This is a genomic window from Serratia sp. GW822-FHT06E05 (genome assembly GCF_058799445.1).
This window is the reverse complement of sequence record NZ_JBXALM010000002.1, coordinates 411,748-427,399: the sequence shown is the minus strand read 5'-3', so window position 1 is coordinate 427,399 and position 15,652 is coordinate 411,748. Positions and strand designations below refer to the sequence as shown.

Annotated in this window: 15 protein-coding genes; 4 read left to right on the top strand and 11 right to left on the bottom strand. The window is 52.9% G+C overall.

Going from position 1 to position 15,652, the window contains the following annotated elements; all coding sequences use genetic code 11:
* The first annotated feature begins 132 nt into the window (after positions 1-132).
* The 3 genes from AC1RKC_RS09630 (at position 133) to AC1RKC_RS09620 (ending at position 3,080) form a co-directional block, all read left to right on the top strand.
* Positions 133-960: an acid phosphatase gene (locus tag AC1RKC_RS09630; protein WP_493092326.1), complete on the top strand. Its 828-nt coding sequence runs from the start codon at positions 133-135 to the stop codon at positions 958-960.
* A 7-nt stretch (positions 961-967) separates the two neighbouring features.
* Positions 968-1,774: a hypothetical protein gene (locus AC1RKC_RS09625; protein WP_493092327.1), complete on the top strand. Its 807-nt coding sequence runs from the start codon at positions 968-970 to the stop codon at positions 1,772-1,774.
* Positions 1,775-2,210: 436 nt separating this feature from the next.
* A complete protein-coding gene (locus tag AC1RKC_RS09620) occupies positions 2,211-3,080 on the top strand; it encodes a MipA/OmpV family protein (protein ID WP_020827642.1) in 870 nt (289 codons plus the stop codon).
* A 59-nt stretch (positions 3,081-3,139) separates the two neighbouring features.
* Here AC1RKC_RS09620 and lptG read toward each other — a convergent pair whose 3' ends face one another.
* The 7 genes from lptG to AC1RKC_RS09585 form a co-directional block, all read right to left on the bottom strand.
* On the bottom strand, positions 3,140-4,219 hold the full coding sequence (gene lptG / locus AC1RKC_RS09615; RefSeq protein WP_128865326.1) for an LPS export ABC transporter permease LptG: 1,080 nt from the start codon (positions 4,217-4,219) through the stop codon (positions 3,140-3,142).
* Entirely contained in the window at positions 4,216-5,286 is a 1,071-nt protein-coding gene (lptF, locus tag AC1RKC_RS09610) for an LPS export ABC transporter permease LptF (protein ID WP_493092328.1), read from the bottom strand. The genes lptG and lptF overlap by 4 nt, the downstream gene beginning before the upstream one ends.
* Before the next feature lie 70 nt (positions 5,287-5,356).
* A complete protein-coding gene (locus AC1RKC_RS09605) occupies positions 5,357-5,923 on the bottom strand; it encodes a YtfJ family protein (protein ID WP_260628089.1) in 567 nt (188 codons plus the stop codon).
* Between the two features lie 62 nt (positions 5,924-5,985).
* A complete protein-coding gene (locus tag AC1RKC_RS09600; RefSeq protein WP_082144857.1) occupies positions 5,986-6,822 on the bottom strand; it encodes a hypothetical protein in 837 nt (278 codons plus the stop codon).
* On the bottom strand, positions 6,819-8,156 hold the full coding sequence (locus AC1RKC_RS09595) for a lipopolysaccharide biosynthesis protein (protein ID WP_046375017.1): 1,338 nt from the start codon (positions 8,154-8,156) through the stop codon (positions 6,819-6,821). The genes AC1RKC_RS09600 and AC1RKC_RS09595 overlap by 4 nt, the downstream gene beginning before the upstream one ends.
* 445 nt (positions 8,157-8,601) lie before the next feature.
* On the bottom strand, positions 8,602-9,357 hold the full coding sequence (locus tag AC1RKC_RS09590; protein WP_046373183.1) for a nucleoside/nucleotide kinase family protein: 756 nt from the start codon (positions 9,355-9,357) through the stop codon (positions 8,602-8,604).
* 30 nt (positions 9,358-9,387) lie between these two features.
* A complete protein-coding gene (locus AC1RKC_RS09585; protein ID WP_218167484.1) occupies positions 9,388-10,098 on the bottom strand; it encodes a nucleoside/nucleotide kinase family protein in 711 nt (236 codons plus the stop codon).
* Positions 10,099-10,471: 373 nt separating this feature from the next.
* Here AC1RKC_RS09585 and AC1RKC_RS09580 point away from each other — a divergent pair, with 373 nt between their 5' ends.
* On the top strand, positions 10,472-11,203 hold the full coding sequence (locus AC1RKC_RS09580; protein WP_129983846.1) for a nucleoside/nucleotide kinase family protein: 732 nt from the start codon (positions 10,472-10,474) through the stop codon (positions 11,201-11,203).
* Positions 11,204-11,330: 127 nt separating this feature from the next.
* On the opposite strand, the gene spt is transcribed toward AC1RKC_RS09580, so the two are convergent.
* Genes spt through AC1RKC_RS09560 form a run of 4 tightly spaced genes read right to left on the bottom strand, consistent with a single transcriptional unit; the run spans position 11,331 to position 15,433 of the window.
* Positions 11,331-12,503 carry a serine palmitoyltransferase gene (gene spt, locus AC1RKC_RS09575; RefSeq protein ID WP_046373186.1) on the bottom strand — a complete coding sequence of 391 codons (1,173 nt, stop codon included), beginning with the start codon at positions 12,501-12,503 and terminating at the stop codon, positions 11,331-11,333.
* Positions 12,490-12,750, bottom strand: coding sequence for an acyl carrier protein (locus AC1RKC_RS09570; protein WP_020827632.1), 261 nt, complete (start codon positions 12,748-12,750; stop codon positions 12,490-12,492). The genes spt and AC1RKC_RS09570 overlap by 14 nt, the downstream gene beginning before the upstream one ends.
* A 32-nt stretch (positions 12,751-12,782) precedes the next feature.
* Complete coding sequence (locus AC1RKC_RS09565; RefSeq protein ID WP_260628100.1) at positions 12,783-13,697, bottom strand: NAD-dependent epimerase/dehydratase family protein; 915 nt, start codon at positions 13,695-13,697, stop codon at positions 12,783-12,785.
* On the bottom strand, positions 13,694-15,433 hold the full coding sequence (locus AC1RKC_RS09560; protein ID WP_237142388.1) for a fatty acyl-AMP ligase: 1,740 nt from the start codon (positions 15,431-15,433) through the stop codon (positions 13,694-13,696). The genes AC1RKC_RS09565 and AC1RKC_RS09560 overlap by 4 nt, the downstream gene beginning before the upstream one ends.
* Positions 15,434-15,652: the final 219 nt, after the last annotated feature.

Genomic DNA, 15,652 nt, shown 5'->3' with positions numbered 1-15,652 from the left:
CAAGTATTCATGATTTGGCTGTTTTGGCGCGGCAGAGAATTCCGTCCTGAACCGAATAACACGGTGGGGGAATTACTGCGAGGCAATGAGAGTGCCATTCCCCTGCGGCATAAACCGAATCTGGAGGCAACAATGAAAAAATCATGTCATCCCTTATATCTGATCGCGCCGTTAGCCGGTCTGTTGTATTCCGGCATTGCGGCGGCGAATGACACGGGCCCGGTGATTACCGACCCCCATTTTAAGCTGGCGCCAGGCTACCTGGAACCCGCCAGCCTACCGGTGCATTTAGCCTTGCTGGGGGCACCGCCAAAACCGGACTCTGCGGCTTTCGCACGCGATGAAGAAGCCAGGCGGGCCGCATTGGCTTTACGCGGCAGCGCTCGTGAAAAGCTGGCCGCGACGGATGCCGAATTGACGTTCCCGGCCCCGGCTCAGGCGTTTTCGTGCTCGCTGGGCACTGACATCAACCAGAAAAATACCCCGCACCTCTACTCTATGATGCAGCGCGTATTGACGGATGCCGGTGGCTCAACCTATGCCGGAAAGAATGCCTATAACCGTACTCGCCCGTTTGTGCAGCACAACGAGGGAACTTGCCGCAAGGACATGGAGCCCCTGTTGAAAAATGACGGTTCCTGGCCGTCCGGGCACTCGGCGGCAGGCTGGGCGTGGGGATTGGTATTGGCCGAAATCCAGCCGGCACGGGCGACAGAGCTGTTGGCCCGCGGTTTGGCCTTTGGCCAAAGCCGTGTGATTTGTGATGCGCATTGGCAAAGTGACGTGGACGCGGGCCGCATCATGGGCGCCGCCACGGTAGCCGTTCTGCACGGCAATCCCGCTTTTATGGCAGATTTGGCTGCCGCGAAGCGCGAGGTGCAGGAGGCAACCAGGGCGAGCCTGAAACCTACCGAATCCTGCGCGGCTGAACGTGTTGCGCTCTCCCTGAGTATGCATTGAGAGGGCCATGGTCATGATGAACGGTGACAATCGATCAAACAGGTTTGCCGGACGCTTCCTGCCCGCTGCGTTATTAGCTTTTGGCGTTATCAGCTTCCCGGCAGAGGCGGTTCAACCGTTATCTGCGGGCTATCAGGCGGCGGACGAATGGCAGTTCACATTCGCGCCTTATGTATGGGCCGCAGGGATCCGGGGAGATATCGGCCACCGGTCGACCGGAACGCAGTTTATGAAAACCGATTTCTCCGACATCGCCCGCGATCTCGATGTGGCGGTGATGGGCATGGGGGTGGCGCGGAAAGGGCGTTACAGCCTGCTGGTGGACTTGATGTACATCGATACCACGACTCGTAACGATTTACCCGATGGCGCGCCGGCAGATCGCCTGAAGGTGGATAACAGGACGGTGTCAGGGTTCCTGGGCGGAGGATATACCCTGCTGGAAAAAGGCGGTGGTCGCCTTGATGCCGCGGGCGGTGCCAGGGTCTGGTACAGCAGCACCCGGTTAACTTTCCAGGGGGGAGATGCCGGCGGGATATCGGGTAGCGATCGAGCGACCTGGATAGATGCGGTCGCGGGATTGCGCGGGCACTATGCGCTGACGCCGACAGTCTGGCTGTCGGCCTGGGGATTGGCCGGGGGTGGGCAGTCCCGATTGGACTGGGATGTGGCAGGATTGGTGGGGTGGGAATTTATGTCGGGTTTCTCTGCGGTGGCCGGTTACCGGGCGATGGGGGTCGACTATCGTCATGACGGCTTCGTGTATGACGTGGTGCAGCAGGGGCCAATATTGGGGGTGAGCGGCAGATTTTAACAGGGGAAATATAACGATCTCTCTAAAGGCTTGTCAGCCTGCGTGCCGCCAAAAATAATTAATACTGCTCAGAGAGTGGAATAAAAAACCTTAATTTAAAAATAATATCATTGTGCCACTGGTAGCGTGAATTAAGTTGTGATTTTAAATTAACAGCTTGAGTAATTGTTTATCATTGAATTGTTTTGCAAGCCACTTTCACATGTTTAGTGGCTTTTGGGCTGGCTTCTATTTACAGGCAGAGAATAAGGGGGGCTATTTAAGAAACTGCTAGCAAGGTGAAAACCATTATTAATGGGGTTGGGTAAACTCGGATTTTAATTTTCCACTTTTAAAACAATAACCGGATGAGGCGTGTCCGGCGCTTATTTTCGCTTGCCGGAATAGAGGGCGACCAGACCGCGAAACAGACGAGTATTTAAGGAAGAATGACATTATGGCAATTAGCAAAAGAAAGCGGGTCCATGCTTTTTGGTTGATGGCTGCGCTACCGCTGTGTGCAAAGGCAGCTGCGCCGGTGGAGCAGGCGGTCAGTACCTCTGTTGCGCCACATTCGGCTGCAAGCGAGGCGATCCCTACCTTTGCGTTGGGGGCCGGGGTGGTGGTCAGCCCGCTGTATGAAGGCTCCTCGCGTTACGCGGTTTTCCCTTCACTGGTGGCGAAAGCCGTGATGCCGACGGAGAACTGGGGCACGTTTACGGCTGCATTTCCTGAAGGACTGCGGTGGGATCTGCCGAACCTGTCGACGTTCGGCGTAGCGCTGTTGGTGGGTTATGATCCTGGCCGCAAGGAAAAAATCCGTACCCTGGGGGGCCACAACAGCTACCTGAAGGGGATGGGGGATCTGGACAACTCAGCGATGGTGGGGGCGGAAGCCTACTGGGGGCTCTCCGCCAGCCGACTGTTTGTTCGCGGCTGGCAAGCGACCCGCAGCCGTGAATACGGTGGCGAGGATCTGGGGCACACGGCGTATCTTGAAGCGGGGGCCTCCAGCGCATTGCCGCTGTCTTCTGCGCTGACGCTGGACTCCGCGCTATACGGCACCTGGGGTGATAAGGACGACATGATGGCTCACTTCGGGGTGACAGGCGAACAGGCGGCACGTACCGATTTTCGTGAGTATCACACCGGTGGGGGCATGCGGGATGTGACGCTCAAAACCGGTCTGACCTGGCAACTGCAGCCTCACCTGGCGTTACAGGGCGGGATGAAGCTCTATGCCCTGACCGCAGGGGCACGCCGCAGCCCGTTGACCGATAACAGCGTCGGCGCAGGCTTTTACCTGAATGCCCTGTATCAATTCTGATTCTGTCTTTGGTTGAATCCTGTCCCTCGCCACCTTCAGGGTGGGCTGAGGGACAGGCCCTAGTGGTGTTTATCGAAGCGGTAAACCAAGGCTAAAGCTATCAGCAGCAGCAACAGCGGTGGGGCCAGCGTCGTGAGTGGAACATTGAGCGAAAACAGCAGCCCGAGGTTGAGGATAATCTGGTAGATAATGTAGGTCAGCAACCCCACGATCACCCCTACGGCTAAACGGCTGCCTAGCCCGGGTGCGCGAGGAATACTGAAGGTGAAGGGGATGGCCAATAAAATCATCGCCAGGACCAACAGGGGGCGGCCCAATTTTTGCCATAACGCGATCCGGTACTCGGTACTGGGTTGCTGCGAACTTTGCAGGTAGGTGATGTACTGTTTCAACTGTTTGATGGAGAAGCTGTCGGCAGGCAAGGTCAGCCCTTTGAGGTTCATTCCGGCAAAAAGGGATTGCCAGAGCAAAGTATCCTGGGTTTGTACGCTCTCTTTTTTGTTGTCCCATTTTTTCTGCATAACTTTATGCAGCGTCCACAGTCCGTTATCGGCCGTGGTGGCCGTCTCCGCATACACATAGGACTCCAGCGTGAGGTCGTCTTGGTAGCGGAATATCTCAATCCCGACGGGTTGGCTATGCTCGTCCAGAGATTTCACGGTAACAAATTCATTGCCCTTTCGGGCCCACAGGGCGTTACCCGCATCCGTGGCATTGCCGGTTTTTGCCAGGGCGCCGTCTTTAAGCTGCAATGCGCGTTGTTGCAGAGGGGAAGCGACCCATTCATCGAGTGCGCCTAACGACAGGTTGATAAACAGGCCAGCGTAGAGCGTTACCAGAGCAATGCGGAAAATTGAAAAACCGGCGGTGCGGATTGCCGTTAATTCCAGGCTTTTCGACATTTGGCCCAGCCCGATGATACCGCCAAGCAGCGCGATAAAAGGCCCCAGATCCACCAGGCTTCGGGGCAATGTCATCAACACCACCAGTAATGCCTGGTTCCAATGGTAGCCGTTAGGGGTGACGTCCTCGAGTTCATTGATCAGATTGAAGGTGGTAAACAACGGGATTAACAATCCGGCCGCGGCGGCAAAGCCGATAAAGAGATTACGGATCAAATAACGGCTGAAGATGTTCATCGCAAGGGTTTCCGCAGCAGGGAAAAATCGCGCGCAATCAGGATCAGCATCCCAGCCAGCATGAGTATCGGTACCAGCCAGACGCCCGGCGTGGTGGGGAGGGTCCCGTTAGCGACCAATGTCCGACAGATATTCCCGCCATAAAAAATGGCGGTAAACAGCACGGTCAGGGGCAGCAAGGTGGCATAACGCCCCTGACGGGGTTTGATGCGGCTAAAGGGGATAGCCAATAACACCATCAACAGAGTGGTGACGCCGCGGCTTTCTCGCCATTGTAATTCAGCCCGGTCTGCGGGATCCGATGAGCGCGATAATTCCCCCAGCGAGGCTGATTTGCGCTTCACTTCCAGGCTTTCGATAAAGGGCTTCAGTGATATCTTGAAGTTATTGTAATTCTGCATGTTGTCGTCGGTACCTTTGCGCTCCAGCACATAGGCCGTGCCCGTTTTCAGTATCACGGAGGGGCTTGAAGGCGAAGGATCTATGACCTCGACGGAATGAGCCCGATAGAGGCTGGTATTATTGGCCGAACGTGAATAAATCAATGCATCCGTCAGGTGGTTTGAGGCCGGGTCAATGCGTGAGGCCATGATCATTCGGCCGCTGCCATTAACGTTAAACTTGTTCGCCTGCAGATGGCTGACATCCAGCACCGATTGCGACTGGCGTTCCAACTGATAAATGTTGCCGTACGCCCAGGGTCTGCCATACAGGGACAGCAGGGTGACTAACAGGGCCAGCGGAATGGCGAGTACCAACACCGCCTTGTACAGCCGCCACGGGCTGGCACCTGAGGCGTGAATGGCGGTGATTTCGGAATCGCTGTAGAGCTGCCCCAGCGCCACCGCGACGGAAACATAGAGGCCTACCGGCAGCAGCATCTCCAGGGCAATCAATATTTTATAGCAGACAACGTCGAATACGATGTGCAGCGCCAGTGTGCCGTTGGCGGCCTCGGTGAGATAGCGCTGGGCCGAATAACTGGCAAACATGAAAATCAGAAAACCCACGATGATCATCACCAATCGGCGGATTTCAACCATGATATAGCGCTCAATCAACACCATAAGTTATAGACGTCCCTTATTATCAAACGCATGTTTTGCAGAGGAAGACCGGCTTTCAGCTTGTGTTTCATCATGATTGATCATGGTTAATCAGCTTTTGCAGCAGGGCGATGACCTGGTTAACCTCATCAGGGGTCAGAGCACCGTCTTTTGCCCATTGGACGCGGCCTTGTTTATCCAGCACCAAAATGGTTGAGTTCTCTTCTGGCAGTTGCCAGGCTTGACGTACCAGCCCATCGCTATCGACGATAAATTGCGCCCAGGGATAATGCCTTTTGTTTTTCTCAATTTTGCCGCGGACGAAAAAACCGGTACCGGGGATCGCATCGTCAGTATTGACGATGGTGGTGGGCTGAAAACGGTCGTTTGGAAAGTTGGCCTCTTTGACGGCGGTAATCAGCATCGAGTTCTTCTTTTTGGCCGAGGTACGGCCGGCGATGCACTGGATCACCCGCACTTTGCCTGCCAGTTCTGCACTGTCCCATTTCTTGTAGCTGAAAGTGTCATTTTCAAGCAGCAACTCACCCCGATCGGCGATGACAACCGGCACGACAGGCTTACCCTGAACAAAATTATGTGCGGATGCCATCAGCGGCAACAGCAGCAGTGGCAAGGGCAGTAACCTGCGTAGCATCATGAAAATAACCCTAATTTATCAATGGCTGTGGCCGGGGGAGCGGTAATCTCCCCCAGTAACAGTTACATAGGATAGCGCTCGAGAAGTAACTCCAGGCGTTGGCGGATATCGACATCCAGCATTGTGGGTTCGTCATAGGATTTCCCCCCCGCCAGCTTGTCCGCCACCATCACATCGTGGCGATCTCCCATTAGCCCGTTAATCGCGGCCAGGAATCTGGAGATCTGCAGAGCCTCGCGGTTGCCTGGATCTATCGATCTCAGCGTGTCGTAAAAAGAGACTTGCTGGCTGACGATTTTCCGCACGTCGTGGAACTGCTTTCCCGTGAGCTCTGGATTGACAATGAGCTCCTGGAGCGCGCGCATTTGTTCCTGCCGGTAGGCAATAAAATCACTCTCGGTTTCTAACTGAATATGTCGCAAAGCATAATTCACCAGCGACCAGACCGGCCTGCTGAGCAGCAGCCGAAGAAGATTGCCGTAGAATTTTAGGTTCTGTTGGTTGCCATTGCGAAACGCGTCCTGAAAATGGCCGAGCACCACGGTGGTGGTGTGAAAAAGGCGGCCGGCACTGTGCTTTTTGCTGTAAAGACGCTGGGCAAAGCGTAAATGTTTATAGCGCGCGCGAATATATTTGTAGCGCATGCGCGTCGCGGCGGGTAAGTCTGAATCCTTAAGAAAATCATTTACTAAGCCCAGGAGTTCTCGTCGGGTGAAACCGTCCTCCCAAAATTGCAGGCACAGGGCGTAATTATCCTGAATGCTCTCATAGGAACATTGCAAATCAATATGTTGTGGCAAACTGATATTTGCATCAACAATGTCATCCGTCTCTACGGCAATAAACAGTAACTGCGTAGTTTCAGCAGAGAATTTTTTCCCGTTGCTGCTATTCATCATTGATTACTCTCTCTGGATACATTGAATCCCAGTAAATAGCGATTACGGTAAGCGCCTATCGTCGGTATGAGCGTCAATAAAACGTCCAAACATTGGCCTGCCAGATAAGCGAAGGCCGCACCCTGCACACCAAACAGATGAGACATGCCCACCAGCAGCGCTATATAGGCGATCGCAGAAAAAGTCTGCACAATCAAGAAGGCCCGCTGTTTGCCCGCCATGAACAATAAGGATTCCTGCGGGAAGCCCAGCATGGAAACGATAATGGCGCCCAGCATGATTTGGATTAAATCATAGGCTTGCAAATATTGCTGGCCGAACACAAAGGAAATTAATGGCTTACCTACAACGATGACCAGCAGCGCCACGGCGAGACCTATGCCTCCAGCCAACAACGCTGATCTGAGGCCCAGCATCCAGGGTTTGCTGGTTCGGGGATCCAGACGCATGATCTCAGGGTAGAAGCTTTTTTCCAGCAGCTTGGCCGGGGTCCCCGTGGCATCAAAGAAGGTCATCGCGATTTTGAACAGCCCGGCGGCGGCCGGCCCCAAAACGACGCCGACTAACACCGTACTGCACGAGTTACGGGTAGCCCAAATAGTATGGGCAAAATTGGTGGTCCAGACGAAATTCCAGGCGCCTTCGATACGACGTGCGGTTTTGAATAGGCGTGGTTTCAATGCGTTATGAATATCTCTGCGGTGCAGTTCACGCGCGGCGAACCACCAAAATAGCGTGCCGCCGATCAAGTTGGAGGCATACCATGTGACGATGAACCCTGGAAATCCCCAATCAAAATAATAGGACAGCACGCTGCCGACGGCCTGCAGGAAGGGCTTGATGGCCTGCTGAACGGCAATCAGGTCGAAGCGATCAAACGCGCGTAAAATTCCCGTAGGGGTGGACGACGTCATCGACGGGATTAAGGTGCAGTAAAGGATCGCGAGCCAGAAACTTTCGGTATCCAACCCTAAGGCGTGCGAAAGGAAAGGGAGCAGCAACATGCCGCCCAGTACCGCAATGGTGCCGCTGGCAATATCCAGACCGAACGAAAATGAAATGACGTCACGAAAGCGTTGAATGTTTTGACGTTCCAGCGCCGGAGTCCCAAATTGGACAACGAATTGCCACGTCTGAAACTTGATAAAGTCGCTGACTGCTTTGGTATAGGCTTGAATAACAACCAGAACACCGAACATTTCAGGCGACATGCCTTTGCCGGCGCAAGAAAGCGCAAGCAGCCCGAGCAGGGCGCTGGCTACACTGCCGGAACCTAAATAAGCGGCGTTACGTAAGATGGAACGAAAAGCCCCATCGGAAAACCAATGCTTCATGGTAAAACCAGCCATACTGACCACTTCAGGTTATCAATAGCTCAGCGGACATAAGCTGGCCTTGCATACATATCCGGTACGACGAAACTCAAAGATATGTATCCGTTCATGGAGTGAAAAGTAAAGAATCGCCCGTTTTGCTTGGCGACACTCTCACCAGGATTGATAGCGGCTCAATCCCTATTTTACATTGCGAGCGACAGGCTCGGGTAAAACTTTCACACCTGAAATATAATCATGAAAATCTCTCCGATAATACTTTTCCAGGCTGAGAAAATTTTACCATTCAATGCTGTTTAGTCATCCTTCCGGTACTGGTATTCATTTTAAAACATGATCAAAAAGTGCGTTTTCCTGATTTTTTGGTAATAAACATTAGCGTTGTTTACCCCTGAATCTTAATAGTGAACGATATTATCGACATGTCTGTAGATGAATGAATTCGCTATCCGAGAGAAGCCTGGGGACGCGAAGGGATCATTGCGACGGAGGATATTGCATTCAGCGCTTTTTCCAGTACTTCATCGTAAGGCGCTTTAGCATCCAACTCTATAATTCTGGAACCATTATATTGCAGCCGAACCATGGCAGAGATTTTGTCCTTCAGTTCTTCGTAGCTGTGATCGGGCTTACGTGAAAAGGCGGTATCGACATCAATATCGAGGCGAATGATAAGTTCGGGGCGGCATAAGGCCATTGATTGATATAAACGTTTTTCGCGCGCCGCTAAGCGAGTCATTAACCAGCCTTTTGCCCGCTCTACGCCAATGCCCGGCCCGTCATAATAAAAACCGGAAATTTCAGCCTGCGGAAAACGGTCGCTAATCACCAGCACGCCGCTCTCTGCCAGACGCTGTACTTTGCGTAAATTAGCCGCACGCCACACTGAAAAACCATACATAATCAGGGCTGCCCAGAGTGCCGGCGGCTTATTGCTCATGCGCTGAGTCTTGTCGGACTTGGCGGCCAGGCGGCGTTCAAGCCAGACACCAATAACCGGCAGGCGCTTAATTTTGTCGCCATCTTCACCGGAGATCAGCCCTAAATAACGCCGTTCCGTTGCCCGGTATTTTTGCAGGTTTTTGACCAAATCGGCGGTAAGCGTGGATTTCCCCGTACCGTCACTGCCCACGACCGCAATCAGGCCGGTAATCACGGTCGATGAATCATCGCTGGCGGTATTTGATTTATCTGTTTGCATTTTTTTCAGTATTAATAAGTTATCGGCAGACTAAACCTTGGGTGTCGCCAGGGAGGTTCGAATGGCACGCAGCGATTCATCAAGAATTTTACCCGCCGGCTCTCGCCCATCTAAATCCAGTATGTTCGCGCCGTTAAAAGTAAGATGCGGAATGACGGCAATCTTTTCGCGCAGCGCAGAAAGTTTATGATCGGGTTTGCGCGAGAATGCGGTTTCTTCATCAATATCCAGACGAATCAATAAGAAAGGTGGATATGATGCCATCCACTGATACAGCCTTTTCTCATGTTTTCTCAACCAGCGTACCCAGCGATTACCGCCATCCGTTTTTGCCAGCTGCGGCCCATCAAAACGAAAACCCGCCACTTCCGCTTGCGGATAGCGATCGGTGACCAGTAATTGCCCTCTGCGGCTTTTTGCCAGCATGCGGCGAAACTTATAAACGCGCCAATATGACAACAAAAAGATCACCAGCGTGGTCAGATTACCCGGCGGTGTTGAAGGATGTTCATGAACGCGATCGGACTTCGCCAGTAAATAACGACCAAAGGGCGCGCCAATAATCGGCAAGTTGCTGATCCATTCCCCAATACGTCCCGAAGACTGGCCGAGATAAAGTAATTCTGTCGGTTCTTGCGATGAGAGATGATTGACCAGACTGGCAGCCAAGGTCGATTTTCCCGAGCCATCACAACCCGTTATTGCAATTACGCGCACGGGGGGATGATTAGCAATGGGCATTGTCTTTTGACTCACAATAATTGGTCCAACTCAAAGAAACTATTGTATTATAACCAGCCTTGGGTTCAAGATATTTATTGAGTATTATCTCAGTGCTATTCAAATTTGTTTGTTATTTGTGATTATGTTTTGGTGAGTCCGTCTTGTTTTTTTGTGCTAACCACAGCTGGGATTGTTCTTATAGCTCTTAATGCTAATTAGGCGTTGCCGCACCGGGTAATGGAACAGGTTTCTTCATTGTTTTCTTAATCTTTTGTGTGCTTTAGTCTGGGGGTGGCAATATTTATTCCCCATGGCTTTGATAACGTCATTAAGCGACTTTTTGTTTTCGAAATGGTACATTTTTACAGGTGTCTTAGAAGAGAATCTTATTATGAATTCAAAATTCCCGCCGCTTATTGCGGTAATTGGCAGCGATGGCTCGGGTAAGTCTACCGTTTGTGAATATCTCATTGAGTATGTGAAAAAATACGGTCCTGCAGTGAAGGTGCATCTGGGTAAGCAGGCAGGAAATGTCGGGCGTGCGGTTTCGCAACTCCCGCTGATGGGAAATTCTGTTGGCAAGGCCATCGAACGCAATACTAAAAAAGTGAAATCCAAAAAATCCACGGTGGGGCTGTTGCCGGGTTTGGTCATCATCACTTTCGTTTTGCGTCGGCTGCTGCGTTTTCGCCGGATGTTGGCTTTTCGTCGACAAGGTCTGATCGTATTAACCGACCGTTTCCCGCAGGTACAAATCCCCGGCGCCTACGATGGCACCGTATTTCCCGAAAATACTCAAGGCAGCCATTTTGTCAGATGGTTGGCGGGGCGCGAACGCAAAGCTTTTCAATGGATGGCGGATAATAAGCCAGACCTGGTGATCAAGTTGAATGTGGATCTGGACGTCGCTTGCGCACGTAAACCCGATCATCGCAAAGAAGCGTTAGCCAAAAAGATTGCCGTTACGCCACTGCTCACTTTTGAAGGTGCGGAAATTGCGGATGTCGATGCCAATAAACCGCTCGATGAAGTGTTATCCGCCGCTGAAAAAGCCGTCGCAGAGTTTATGCAAGCGCAGGGATATAGCTTTGTAGTCGAAGGCGAATCGGTAGCGACCCACTGATTATTTCAGTTCTCGCAGTCAGAAAGTTTGATTCCAGTGCCGATAACTTTTTCGGCACTGGCAGGCAAGGTGAAGAGTGTTTTCGATGGGAACACTGCCTTTGAGTTTTATGAGCAGCGGGACGTCATTATTTTTTTAGCGCGGCAAAAGCCCCAATGATCTTATCAATCTCTTCATCACTGTGCGCGGCGTTAACGCTGCATCGCAGGAGCGTTATGCCGGCCGGTGCTGCCGGAGGTAACACCAGATTGACATAAACACCTTTGGCGATCAGGTCGCGCCAGAATTGCAAACCCTCTTCTTTCGAACCAATCATCACCGGTACCACCGGGCTGATGCGCGGCCCCAGCTCGTAGCCCAGCTTGGCCAGTCCCTGATAGAGCCGATGCGCGTTACTCCAGAGTTTTTCCCGCAGTTCAGGATGTTGCGCGATCTTTTTCAAAGAAGCGCGCACCGAAGCGATACTGGATGGCGAAGGCGAAGCGGTAAAAATATAAGGACGACTGCTGTAGCGCAGCACTTCCATATCTTTGCCGCCCACGGCAAAGCCGCCGATAGAGGCCAGGCTTTTACTGAACGTGCCCAGAATAATATCAACATCTTGCTCAACGCCCAGCTCTTCAGCCAGACCTCGCCCGTGAGCCCCCATCACGCCGAATGAATGCGCTTCGTCTACCAGCAAATAACCGCCGAGCCGCCGTTTGATGTCGACGATTTCAACCAGCGGAGCAACGTCGCCCAGCATGCTGTAAATGCCTTCGACGATGATGATCGCGTCTCGGGCACGTTCGCCAAGGCGCACCATGCGACGTTCCAGATCTTTGGCATCGTTATGGCGGAAGCGAATGATTTCAGCGCCGCCCAGGGCGCAGGCATCATAAATACTGGCGTGGCTGTCCGCGTCGATCAGCACGACCGAGCCGGGGGTTGCCAGAGTACTGATGACCGCCAGGTTCGCGGTATAGCCGGTGGAAAAGACGATGGCGGTAGGGCGATCAAAGAACGCCATCAGCTCTTGCTCCAACTGCAAGTGAGAGCCATAGCTGCCGTTCGCCATGCGTGAGCCGGTTGTGCCGGTGCCCTGAGCGGCTAATGCCGCCTGACCCTCGGCAATAGCCTGCGCATCGAAGGTCAGGCCCAGGTAGTTATTGGTGCCCGCCAGAACAATTTTCTGATTGCCAATGCGGCCTTCGGTTGCCGAGTAAACCTCATCGATACAGGTGCCAAAGGGGTTCAGGCCATCGGCCTGGAATTGCTTACGATCCTGGGTAAGCCGCGAAAATTTATCATAAAGACCCATTGGTTTTCTCCAGGCGAGGGAGTAGAGCGTCAAGCAGCTGCTCTGGCGTTCTGACATCAAGCAATATATTGATAGGAATAGAAATATCGAATTCGTCTTCTAACATCATCAGCAGATCCAGGACTCTGATGGACTCCAGGCCAAGATCGTTGACGAGATCGCTATCAGGTTTGATTTCTAATCCGCCTTCGACCAGACCTTGCAGGCAAGTCAGAATATAATTCATAACAGCGTCGCGATTTCGCATAAAAATTTTTGGCAAACCTCTAATTTAGATAATTAAAATAAACCTTCACGCAGTGCGCGCTTCAAACTGACCTTGGGGACCCAATGAGTATCTTCGGACAGGCTTCGATTGTTTGCAGACCAGTCCGGATAGGTTAATTCCCGTATTTTGTTGTGGGTCAGCATCGGTTCTTTGTTGGTCAACCGGCTCAGCAACATGCTGCCATCGGCCAAAATTTTCAGCAGGGGCAGCGGGATCCCCACCAGCCTCACCGGGCCATTGCGGACGGTGGTCCCTATTTCCCGTAATCGCTGCCAGCTATAACCGCCGGCAACCCCGTCGCACAGTTCATACGTTTGCGTCTGCGGGCCAGGGGCCAATAGCCACTGGCTTACGGCTTCGGCTAAATCGCTCACGTGAAGGAACGTCAGCTTTGCTTCCGCTGCGCCCAGTCGTGGAAGCACGCCGCGCAGAAGCCAGCTGAATATCGGCTTAAGCTCTTTATCGCCGGGCCCGTAAACCGCGGTGGGGCGAAAAATGCCCAGTGAAATATCCGCAGCCATAGCGGTTAGCCGTTGTTCAGCAACGTGTTTTGAATTGGCATACCAGGACAGCTCAGGATGGCGAGCGGCAAGAGAAGAGATAAACAGGAAACGCTTGCAGCTGCCGCTTTGTCTGGCCGCCTGCATCAGGTGTTGGCTGCCGCTGACATTACACCGGGTGAAGGTTTCTTCCGTGCCTCCCCGCACCTGGCCCGCACAATGCACCACGAATTCAGCTCCGCGAACCAGCTCGATGAGCGAGTCCTGATCCTCCAGCTCCCCCTGGATCCAGGTCAGGTTAGGGGGGGCGATTTGACCTGCACGCCGGGTGAGGGCGCGCACGGTAAAACCACGGGAAAGCAGATTCTGAACGATATGCCGGCCAATAAAGCCGGTTACGCCAGTGACTGCCACGGTGCCTGTCATTGCGCAAAGCCTGCCAGTTGCTGCATCGACGGGCAGATGGAGGTGGTCAGCCAACGCTTCTTGGCCTCCGCACGGGCAGGTTTCCCCGAGGAGGTGCGGGGAATGCTGTGGGGTGGCAACAGCTCAATATCCACCGCAATGCCGAACTCGCTTTGAATTCGGGCGCTCAGCGTGTGGACGATTTGCTCCCGACGATCTTCAGAGCTGACCCGGCACTGGATTTGCAGAATAATTCTGGCGCCGTCACCGTGCTCTTCGGTCACGAAGGCAATGGCGTCGCCAGAGCGGATTTCCGGCTCGGACTCCGCAACATATTCAATATCCTGCGGCCAAATGTTACGACCACGAATGATGATCAAATCTTTCTTGCGGCCGGTGACGTACAGGTAGCCGTCCAGCAGATAGCCCAGGTCACCGGTATCCATCCAGCCGCTTGTCTGGATTTGCTGTTGAGACGCATCGTCGCGGAAATAGCCATTCATCAGGCTGGGGCCGGAGATACAAATACGGCCGACCTGCCGCTCTGGCAGCGGGAGCCCGGTTTCGCTGCGAATTTCGATACGGTGACCGGGCAGTGGCTTACCGCAATTGACAAAGGTCGATGTGACCCGCGTTTTTTTGCCGGGGGCTACCGCCTTACCTTCGTATTCCAAAATGTCGCGGTCGACCTGGTTGATGGGCGCACCGGAAGCTTCGTCATAGAAACTGACCGCCAGGGTGTTCTCGGCCAAACCATAGCAGGGCATCAGCGCCTTGCGGTCAAAGTTAAGATGGCCGAAGTGCTCAGCGAACTGAGAGAGTAAATCTGACGGAATAGGTTCAGCCCCTACGCCAGCCACGCGCCAACTGGAGAGATCCAACTCGGTGATCTCTTTGTTGTTGCTGTAGCGCAGGCATAAATCGTAGCCAAACGGCGGAGCGACCGACACGGTGCCGCGATTTTTGGCGATCAGTTTTAACCATTGCATTGGACGCATGGCAAAATCTTGCGTACGCAAATAGTCGACGGACAGCTGAGTCGCCACTGGGGTAAGCAGGAAACCGACCAGGCCCATATCGTGATAGAAGGGCAGCCAGGAAACGCAGCGATCGCCCGCGCGCAGTTTGATCCCATCATGGCTAATCACGCGCAGGTTAGACATCACCGCACGCTGGGTAATGATCACCCCGCGTGGAAAGCGAGTGCTGCCCGACGTGTATTGGAGATAGGCAATATCGTTGGGCGACGGTGCCTGCAGCTCCACATCCCGCTCAGGCAGAGCGTTAAAATCTGCGTCGCTGAGAATATGGGTTGGCGGTGCATCCAGGGTCGCAGAGCTGATCAGCGGTACCCATTCTTCGCTGCTGATAATGGCGGCAGGTTTACAGCTGTTGATCAGGCCCTGAAGCTTGATGGTATAAGAGTCCCGTTGCCCGACCCCCATAGGAATGGCCAGCGGGACAGCAACCAAACCGGCATATTGGCAGGCAAAAAAAGCCTCGACGAAACCGGCGCTGGTTTCCGCGATAAGTGCAACCCGATCGCCTTTATTGAGGTTCAGGGATAACAGGCGCCGCGCACCCACTATCGCGCGCTGTTTTAGCGTGCGATATTCCAGTACGGCCACGAGCTGATTACGACGATCGTAAAAGTTCATTCCTGTACTGCCCTGCGCTGCATAATCTAATGCCTCCACCAGAGTGGGGAAATCTGCATAACGCATTGGAAGAGAATGAGTGGAGCTTGTTTCAGACATATACAAATTAGCCATAGAGTAAAAATCACCAAAAGAGATAAACGACTATTGGCGAGAGAGTTAATGTTTTTACAATGAAAATGTATTGAATATATTTGTTATTCAATCATTTTCTTTCATTCCACAAACAGATCACCCTGGAATTAATAACCAGCATGTCTACTTAGAACTAAAGGCGAGGGATTAGCCGTGGATATTACCTGGTCTTTTTCACGTGAG